Origin of the sequence: Pseudopontixanthobacter vadosimaris, from assembly GCF_012979275.1 — a bacterium.
GTDB lineage: Bacteria > Pseudomonadota > Alphaproteobacteria > Sphingomonadales > Sphingomonadaceae > Pseudopontixanthobacter > Pseudopontixanthobacter vadosimaris.
Genome location: NZ_JABASZ010000027.1, coordinates 1 through 7,997 on the forward strand (window position 1 = coordinate 1; position 7,997 = coordinate 7,997).

Annotated in this window: 10 protein-coding genes; 5 read left to right on the plus strand and 5 right to left on the minus strand. The window is 64.7% G+C overall.

Going from position 1 to position 7,997, the window contains the following annotated elements; genetic code table 11:
- Positions 1–311 (plus strand): UDP binding domain-containing protein (locus HG250_RS06610; protein ID WP_277348082.1); only part of this gene is annotated, 311 nt, incomplete at its 5' end.
- A gap of 355 nt (positions 312–666) precedes the next feature.
- On the opposite strand, the gene HG250_RS06615 is transcribed toward HG250_RS06610, so the two are convergent.
- The 4 genes from HG250_RS06615 to HG250_RS06630 all read right to left on the minus strand — a co-directional run bounded on the left by HG250_RS06615 (position 667) and on the right by HG250_RS06630 (position 3,758).
- Positions 667–855, minus strand: coding sequence for a hypothetical protein (locus HG250_RS06615; protein ID WP_170004000.1), 189 nt, complete (start codon positions 853–855; stop codon positions 667–669).
- Positions 856–932: 77 nt separating this feature from the next.
- Positions 933–1,739, minus strand: a complete 807-nt coding sequence (gene fabI / locus HG250_RS06620; RefSeq protein WP_170004002.1) for an enoyl-ACP reductase FabI — start codon at positions 1,737–1,739, stop codon at positions 933–935.
- Positions 1,736–2,737 (minus strand): YihY/virulence factor BrkB family protein, encoded by a 1,002-nt coding sequence (locus tag HG250_RS06625; RefSeq protein WP_205763553.1) that lies wholly within the window; start codon positions 2,735–2,737, stop codon positions 1,736–1,738. The genes fabI and HG250_RS06625 overlap by 4 nt, the downstream gene beginning before the upstream one ends.
- Before the next feature lie 49 nt (positions 2,738–2,786).
- On the minus strand, positions 2,787–3,758 hold the full coding sequence (locus tag HG250_RS06630) for a DnaJ C-terminal domain-containing protein (RefSeq protein WP_170004004.1): 972 nt from the start codon (positions 3,756–3,758) through the stop codon (positions 2,787–2,789).
- 136 nt (positions 3,759–3,894) lie between these two features.
- Here HG250_RS06630 and pdxH point away from each other — a divergent pair, with 136 nt between their 5' ends.
- The 3 genes from pdxH to HG250_RS06645 are packed head-to-tail and all read left to right on the plus strand — an operon-like array spanning position 3,895 to position 6,292.
- A complete protein-coding gene (pdxH, locus tag HG250_RS06635; protein ID WP_170004006.1) occupies positions 3,895–4,527 on the plus strand; it encodes a pyridoxamine 5'-phosphate oxidase in 633 nt (210 codons plus the stop codon).
- On the plus strand, positions 4,524–5,471 hold the full coding sequence (locus tag HG250_RS06640) for a cation diffusion facilitator family transporter (RefSeq protein ID WP_170004008.1): 948 nt from the start codon (positions 4,524–4,526) through the stop codon (positions 5,469–5,471). The genes pdxH and HG250_RS06640 overlap by 4 nt, the downstream gene beginning before the upstream one ends.
- A complete protein-coding gene (locus HG250_RS06645) occupies positions 5,468–6,292 on the plus strand; it encodes a PhzF family phenazine biosynthesis protein (RefSeq protein ID WP_170004010.1) in 825 nt (274 codons plus the stop codon). Before HG250_RS06640 ends, HG250_RS06645 begins: the two co-directional genes overlap by 4 nt.
- A gap of 7 nt (positions 6,293–6,299) precedes the next feature.
- Here HG250_RS06645 and HG250_RS06650 read toward each other — a convergent pair whose 3' ends face one another.
- Positions 6,300–7,427, minus strand: coding sequence for a serine hydrolase domain-containing protein (locus HG250_RS06650; RefSeq protein WP_170004012.1), 1,128 nt, complete (start codon positions 7,425–7,427; stop codon positions 6,300–6,302).
- 30 nt (positions 7,428–7,457) lie between these two features.
- On the opposite strand from HG250_RS06650, the gene HG250_RS06655 reads away from it, so the two are divergent.
- Complete coding sequence (locus HG250_RS06655; RefSeq protein ID WP_338103875.1) at positions 7,458–7,874, plus strand: SurA N-terminal domain-containing protein; 417 nt, start codon at positions 7,458–7,460, stop codon at positions 7,872–7,874.
- Positions 7,875–7,997: the final 123 nt, after the last annotated feature.

The following is a 7,997-nucleotide window of genomic DNA, read 5'->3' on the forward strand; positions in this document are numbered from 1 at the left end:
ATTCGCCCGCCATCGCCGTGGCGCAGACGCTGAACGATGCCGGGGTGGAGGTCACCGCCTATGATCCGGAAGGGATGGATCTGGCGCGCCCGATGATGCCGAATGTGGAAATGGCCAGCAGCCCCTACGCCGCGATCGAGGGGGCCGATGCGATCGTGCTGGCCACCGAATGGGATGCGTTCCGCGCGCTCGACCTCGACCGGGTCAAGGGCCTGGTGCGATCACCTGTCATGGTCGACCTGCGGAACATCTATTCGCCGGAGGCCCTGCGCGCCGCTGGCTTCACCTACCACAGCGTCGGGCGCGAATAAGCTTCTGAGCAGCCCAGCTTGAAAAGTTCTTAAAGACCTTGCGCGGAGTTCATCACGTCGATCGTGCTCCGCACGCCCCTGGCTCCAACAGCCATGCAGTGAACATATCTACGCAGGTGAAGCGATCAGGTTACCACGGTCTTTGTCGGATGAGTCTGGATCTCGCTGTCCCATCAATTGCCGCAGGGCCAGCGGGATCATCTTTGTTGTTCGCACCATTGTTCGCCGGCACATCGCATTGCTGCATCCCGTCTACCCCTTGGTGTTCACGTGAAAAGTCCCGTCCCCATGTCGGCCCGCCGTGCAAGGGAGATACATTGCATAGCACCAGCTAATTAACGGCGCTCCAGTGCTCTCAAGGACGGGACCAGCGGATGTCGGAACCACCCGAGCGCGGTGCGTCCTGCCGGCGCAACCGGCTCCTGATTACGAAGATGATCCCGGCATCGATCCCCCGATGATGAACCCGCAGCACCTTACGCAGCAGCGAGAGATATGGCTCGATCCGGCGCATCTGCGCCTTTCGATAACGAGATTGGATCATGCGCGGCAAGGCCTCCTGAGCATTGCCGCTGGATCAGTGCATCCAGCCCGGGAAAATCACGTGGACAGGTACAGAGCCTATGCCAAGCCGATATCGGGTGCATCTTCCTGTTTCATGCCGACAAGATGGTAGCCTGCATCGACATGGTGAACCTCGCCAGTCACCCCCGATGACAGATCGGACAGCAAATAGAGTCCGGCACCGCCGACATCGTCTATGGTGATGTTGCGGCGCAGCGGGGCGTTCAGCTCGTTCCATTTCAGGATGTAGCGGAAATCGCCGATGCCGCTGGCGGCCAGCGTCTTGACCGGCCCGGCGCTGAGCGCATTTACCCGGATGTTGCGCGGACCGAGGTCGTTGGCGAGATATTGCACGCTGGTTTCCAGTGCCGCCTTCGCCACGCCCATGACATTGTAATGCGGAATGACCTTTTCCGCGCCGTAATAGGTCAGCGTGATGATCGACCCGCCGCTTTCCGGCATCATCCCCGCCGCGCGTTTCGTCACGGCGACCAGGCTGTAGGCGGAGATGTTCATCGTCATCAGGAAATTATCGAGGCTGGTGTCGAGATAATGACCGCGCAATTCGTTCTTGTCGGAAAAGCCGACGGCGTGAACAACGAAGTCCAGCGTATCCCAGCGGCTTTTCAGCGTATCGAAGGCGCTGTCCAGCGCGGCCATGTCGGATACGTCGCAATCGAAGATGAAATCACTGCCAAGCTGCGCCGCCAGCGGTTCGACCCGTTTTTTCAGGGCATCCCCCTGATAGGAAAAGGCGAGCTCGGCCCCGTGCTCCGCCAGCTTCTTCGCAATGCCCCAGGCGAGCGACTTGTCATTGGCAAGACCCATGACGAGGCCTCTCTTGCCGTGCATCAACCCGTTCATCCCGCGCCTTCCTCCATCGCTTTTTCCCGCCGCCGGCGTTCGTCCGCCTGGCCGATGACGTCGATTTCCTCCGGCGTTTCCGCCAGTGCCGCGTTCAGTTCCGCGCCGACCACGACCCCTAGCCCGACCAGCCAGAAAAAGAAAAGCGCGATCATGATCCCGGCCAGACTGCCGTAAGTCAGATCGAGGGTGAAAAAGCTGCGCAGGACAGGCGGCAGCGCCATGGTCACCACCACCCACCAGAGGGTGACGGTGAGCGCACCGGGCCATTTGGGATAGGCACGGTCGCGATATTCATGCGGCGTCAGCGTGTAGAACAGCAGGTAGATCGAACCGAACAGGCCCAGTGCGGGCACGATCCGGGTGAGCTGCAACTGCGTGGCTGCATTCACCAGATCGGGGATATACGCGGAAATCACCTCCTGAACGGCACCGATCACCACCTGCGCGATCAGCGACAGCATCAGGATGACGACCGCAGCCAGGATGATGCCGAAGGACAGCAGCCGGTATCGCCAGAACGCCAGCGTCGCCATCGTGCCATAGGCCCGGCGCAGGATGTCGCGGATCGTTTCGACGAGGCTCGACACCGTCCACAGGCCGACCGCGCCGCCGATCCACAACAGCCAGCCGCTGCGGGCGTCGATCACATCCAGCGCGACCGGTTCGATCACGTCGGCGACGACTGGCGGCAGGGCGAGGAGGATGGCGTTGATGGTCGCCGCGCGTTCGCTTTCTTCCCCGAAAACCGAGAAGATCGCTGCCCCGGTAATGAAGAAGGGAAAAATCGCCAGCAACGCCATATAGGCGAGATTGCCCGCGTGAATGAAACCGTCATTATACGTGCCGATCGCCACCCGCCGTAGCACTTCCCAAGTCCGGCTGCCCGGCCCGACCCTGCGCGTGACTCGGTGCCGCAAAGCCTGCTGGCGCCTTGCCTCGGGCGTCAGATCTTCGGGAAGGCGTTCTTCTGGCGGGGCAATCGTGCTGTCGACCAATCCTACCCCGTCTGCATGATGCGCCGGAATGGCGGCCTGTCGCGGATTGTCAGACCCCCAGATCGCTGCGCGGGTTGCCGCCGTCTTTCCAGCCTTCCAGACGCTTTGCAAGGTCTGCGGTGTCGCCGGGCAGTTCGATCTGCAGCGTTACCCGCTGATCGCCCCGGCTTCCGGCCCTGGTCGTGAAGCCCTTGCCCTTCAGGCGCAGGACCTTGCCGCCGCTTGTCCCGGGGGCGATGGTCATCATCACCGGCCCGTCGACGGTGGGAACGCGTATTTTCGCGCCGTTCACCGCCTCGTCCAGGGTGATCGGCAAGGCCATCTCCACATCGTCGCCTTCGCGCCGATAGAAGGGATGCGCATCGATACTGATTGTGACCAGCCCGTCGCCAGCGCCGCCGGGGCCGGGCTGCCCCTTGCCCTTCAGCCGCATCTGGGTTCCGTCTTCCACACCGGCAGGCAGTTTCAGATCGATGGTCTTGCCGTCGGCAAGCGTGATACGCTGATCGGCCCGCACGGCCGCATCGGTGAAGGGCACGCGCAGACGGTACTGGATGTCGGCCCCTTTCTGCGGCGGGGGCGGTCTGCGGCCCTGAAAGCCCCCACCCATGCTCCCGCCCGGCCCGCCCGCACGGCCGCCGAACAGACCTTCGAAAATATCGCCGAGATCGGGTTCGCCCGCCCCGCCAAAACCCTGGAAATCCTCTGCCCTGAAGCCGCCCTGCGGCCCGCCTGCCGAACGGCCGCCACCCCGGCCGCCGAAACCGCCGCCCATTCCGCCGCCGAACGGACTGGTCGGATTGCCTTCGGCGTCTATCTCCCCCCGGTCGAAACGGGCGCGCTTGTCCGCATCGGATAGCAGGTCATAGGCGTTGGTGACCTGGCTGAATTTCTCCGACGCCTGCGGATTGTCCTTGTTGCGGTCGGGGTGCAATTCCTTCGCCAGCTTGCGATAGGCGCTCTTGATATCCTTTTCGGATGCGGAACGGGATACACCAAGTGTCTGATAGGGGTCGGCCATGGTGTGACAGCTAGGTAATGCACCGCCGCAGCGCAAGCGCGCCGCAATGGCTTGCGACACTTTCCTCGCCGCGCCGATGGAGCTAGGGCCGGCTTTATCGCAACGATGATCGGGCAGGGCGGAACAGGAAGCGACAATGGCGGACGATCTGACAGACAGCGCGATACCGGCGGCGGACAGTCTGGGCGGCGATCCGTATCGCCTGTTCGCTGCCTGGTTTGCAGAGGCGCAGGGCAGCGAGCCGAACGATCCCAATGCCATGGCATTGGCGACCGCCACGCCGGACGGAATCCCTTCGGTCCGCATGGTGCTGCTGAAAGACCATTCGGCGGATGAGGGCTTCACCTTCTATACCAATATGCAAAGCCGCAAGGGTGCAGAAATCCGCGCCAATGGCCATGCCGCGCTGTTGTTCCACTGGAAGAGCCTGCGCCGCCAGATTCGTATCGAGGGGCCGCTGCGGGAAGTCAGTGCGGCACGCGCCGATGCCTATTTCCATTCGCGCAGCCGCGATGCGCAGATCGGTTCCGCGGCGTCCGACCAGTCGCGGCCCCTGCCCACCCGCGCGACCTACCTGGCCCGAATCGACGGGATCGCCGCGCGCTTTCCCGCAGGCGACATACCGCGCCCCGACCACTGGACGGGATTCACCCTGCGGCCCGAACGAATGGAGTTCTGGCTCGACCGGCCAAACCGCCTGCACGATCGCCGCCTGTTCACGCGGCATGCGGATGCGGCAGGGTGGTCAGACACCTTGCTCTACCCGTGACCGCGCCGACCAGCGATGCCGCGCTGACCCGCAGCGCCGCCTATGCCTCCATCGCCACGGCGCTGTTCCTGGCGGTGCTGAAGGGCTGGGCCACCTGGCGCACGGGCAGCGCCGCGATGCTCGGCAGCCTGGCCGATACCGGGCTGGACCTGATTGCCAGTGTCGCCACCCTGGCGGGCGTCTGGATCGCCGCGCAACCGGCGGACCGCGAACACCGCTTCGGCCACGGCAAGGCCGAGGCGCTGGCCGCCATGTTCCAGGTGATGCTGATCGGCGTCTCGGCGGCCGCCATCGCCTGGCGTTCTGCGGTGCAACTCGCGGGCGGGGGGCGCACGGCAGCAGCAGGGGACGGCATCGCGGTCTCCATCGCCGCGATCGTCGCCACTTTCGCGCTGATCGCCTGGCAGCGCCATGTCATTGCCCGCACCGGATCGGTCGCGATCAAGGCGGACAATGTGCATTACCAGTCCGACCTGCTGCTCAATGCCGCCGTGATCGCCGCGCTGGTGCTGGATCAATATCTCGGGCTGGGCGCGGCGGACCCGGTGATCGGCCTTGCCATCGCCGCCTGGCTGGCCTGGGGTGCCTGGCGCGCGGGGCTGGAGGCGGTGGATCACCTGATGGACCGCGAATGGCCGGAGGAAAAGCGGCAGCGCTTCGTCGAGATCGCCGCGACTCACCCCGAACTCAGCAATCTGCACGATCTGCGGACCCGGACCAGCGGCGCGCAGGATTTCGTGCAGTTCCATGTTGATATGCCGGCGCGCATGACGGTGCAGGAGGCGCATGACATCATGGAGGACGTGGAGCGCGATCTGTGCCGGCACTTTCCCGGCATGGAACTGCTGATCCACATCGACCCCGAAGGCCATGTCGACAAGCCGGACGATCCGCTGGTCGAGGAAAATCTGTTCGATTCGCTGGAAAAGGGAAACCGAGGATGAGCGCCGCCGATCTGGAATATTGGCACGTCGATGCCTTCACCTGTGCCGATCCTGCCGGAGCCGCCCGGCCATTTACCGGCAATCAGGCTGCGGTCATGCCGCTGGACGGCTGGTTGCCGGGCGCCACGCTTCAGGCCATTGCCGCCGAGAATAATTTTGCCGAGACTGCCTTCATCGTCCGCGACGGGACAGATGAGGCGGATTGGGAACTGCGCTGGTTCACGCCCACCGAAGAGGTGCGCCTGTGCGGCCACGCCACGATGGCGAGCGGCCATGTGGTGCTGTCCCGCGATGGTGGCGCGTCGGTGCGGTTCCGTACGCGCCAGGCGGGCGTTCTCGAAGTGCGGAGCGGCGACAGCGGCTACGAACTGAGCCTGCCGGCGATCCGTACGGCCAGGGGCGAATGGGCCGAGGCCGCAGCGCTGCTCCGGTCTGCTCCGCTGGAGATTTGGCGCAATCCGGATGGCTACGACATCTTCCTCTACCCGGACGAGGCGAGCGTTCGCGCCCTTGCCCCCGACCTTCGCGGGCTGGAGAAGCTGGGCGACAATCAGTTCATCTGCACCGCGCCGGGCACGAAGAGCGATATCGTCAGCCGGGTCTTCGTGCCGGGCGGCGGCGTGGATGAGGACAGTTTCACCGGATCGGCCCATGCGACGCTGACGCCCTTCTGGGCGGATCGGCTGGGGCGGGCGGAATTTACCGCCCATCAGGCCTCGCGCCGGGGCGGGGACGCCATGTGCCGGCTGCAAGAGAACCGCGCCGTGCTGACGGGATCCTGCGTCACCATCGTCGAGGGGCGGTTTCGCGTACCTGGCTGACGCAGCCCTAGCGGCTGGGGTACAGTTCCATGATATCGGCCAGTTCCTGCAGCATCGGCGGGCGCTGCACGGCATCGGAATGGCCCAGCCGTACCAGCGTCAGCCGCTGATCCGGCGAAACCAGCACATATTGGCCCATGTGGCCGATCGCCGCGAACATCGAATCGGGTGCGCGATTCGGGAACAGCGGGTGGTCGCTTTCTCCCGTGGCCCGGTTCAGCCACGTCTGCGCCCCATATTGCGGGCTGCGCGGGCTGGGGCTGGTCATCAATTCCACCCACTTGCGCGGAACCAGTTGCGCGCCGCGATGAGACCCTCCGTGGCGCAGGAATTCGCCGAATTTCGCCCAGTCGCGGGCATCACCGTGGATCAGGCTGCCGCCGATCAGCGTGCCGCTGGCGTCGAATTCCGGCACCATGGAGTCCATGTCCAGCGGATCGAACAGACGGGCATGCAGATAGGAAGACACGGCCTCCCGCCGCACGTCGGGATCGTCGCTCTTCGTCAACACGCGAGCGGCAATGTCGGCCAGGATTACGGTGGTGTTGCTCGAATATTCGAACTTGCGGCCCGGCTCGGCCTCCAGCGGCTGGCTTTCCGCCCAATCGGCCATGTCGTCGCGGCCGTCCAGGAACAGCATCCGCACTTCGGACGATTCGTAAGGCGGATCGCCCGCTTCGGTGTGCCGCAGGCCGGACCGCATCTGCAGCAACTGGCGCAGGGTGATGTCGCCGCGTGGGTCGCCGGGGCGCTGCCAGCGCGGAATGGGCGGGGTCTCGTCCAGGTTCAGCCGCCCGTCGGCGACCAGCATGCCGATCATCACCGCCGTGATGGTCTTTGCCATGGACCAGCTGACGAAGCGGGTTTCCGGGCCATAGCCGGGGCCATAGCGTTCCGCTGCGACCTCGCCTTCATGCATGACTACCAGCGCCCGGGTTTCGCCCAGCCGGTCCTCATCGGCGAAGAGATCGTCCACCGCACGGGCGAGCTGTTCCGTCGGAGCGCCCGGATTTTCGCTGACGGCGGCCAGCGCGGCGCTCGACAGGGGTTCGGGGGTTGCCGCTTCGTCGCTGCACGCGCCGAGGCTTGGCAGCAGGGCAAGGCAGGCGATAAGGGGGGCGGGCCGCAGCGTCATGGGGGCGTCACTGGCATGGAGGTTTCCCGCTTGGCAACGACAAAACAGAAACGCCTCGCACCCGGCAATCGCCGGCGCGGCGGCACCGCGCGCGCCTCCGTGCGTGGCCGGGGCGGAGCTGGAGTCCGGTCATCGCGGCGAGGGTGGTGGATCGCGCTGATAATCGGCCTGATCGCGGCAGGTTTTGCCTATCATTACCGCGCGCCCATTCAGGGCTACAGCAGCGCGGGCACGGCATATGCTGCGCGGGTCGGTTGTTCATGCCGTTTCGTCGCAGGACGCGACATCGAAGATTGCGAAAAGGACCGAATGGCCGGGATGGAAGCCATCTCGCTTTCCGAAGATCTGGCCTCGAAAAGCGTCACCGCCAGCTTCCCGCTGCTGAAGAGCGATACGGCAACCTATCGCGAAGGCTATGGCTGCGTGTTGCAGGAATATCGCGACTAGGCTTCGTGGACAAAGCTTGACCTGAGACTCGACCGCTGATTCAAGGCTACCTTTTGGAGGCAGCATTGGGTGAGCGGGTTGGTGTGTCGGGTGACGAGTGGGCTTTGATCGGCCCACTGCTAC

Bases quoted from the DNA above. Each gene is read 5' to 3' on its own strand.
- HG250_RS06615 (WP_170004000.1), bottom strand. From the start codon at position 855: ATGATCCAATCTCGTTATCGAAAGGCGCAGATGCGCCGGATCGAGCCA.
- fabI (WP_170004002.1), bottom strand. From the start codon at position 1,739: ATGAACGGGTTGATGCACGGCAAGAGAGGCCTCGTCATGGGTCTTGCC.
- HG250_RS06630 (WP_170004004.1), bottom strand. From the start codon at position 3,758: ATGGCCGACCCCTATCAGACACTTGGTGTATCCCGTTCCGCATCCGAA.
- pdxH (WP_170004006.1), top strand. From the start codon at position 3,895: ATGGCGGACGATCTGACAGACAGCGCGATACCGGCGGCGGACAGTCTG.
- HG250_RS06645 (WP_170004010.1), top strand. From the start codon at position 5,468: ATGAGCGCCGCCGATCTGGAATATTGGCACGTCGATGCCTTCACCTGT.
- HG250_RS06650 (WP_170004012.1), bottom strand. From the start codon at position 7,427: ATGACGCTGCGGCCCGCCCCCCTTATCGCCTGCCTTGCCCTGCTGCCA.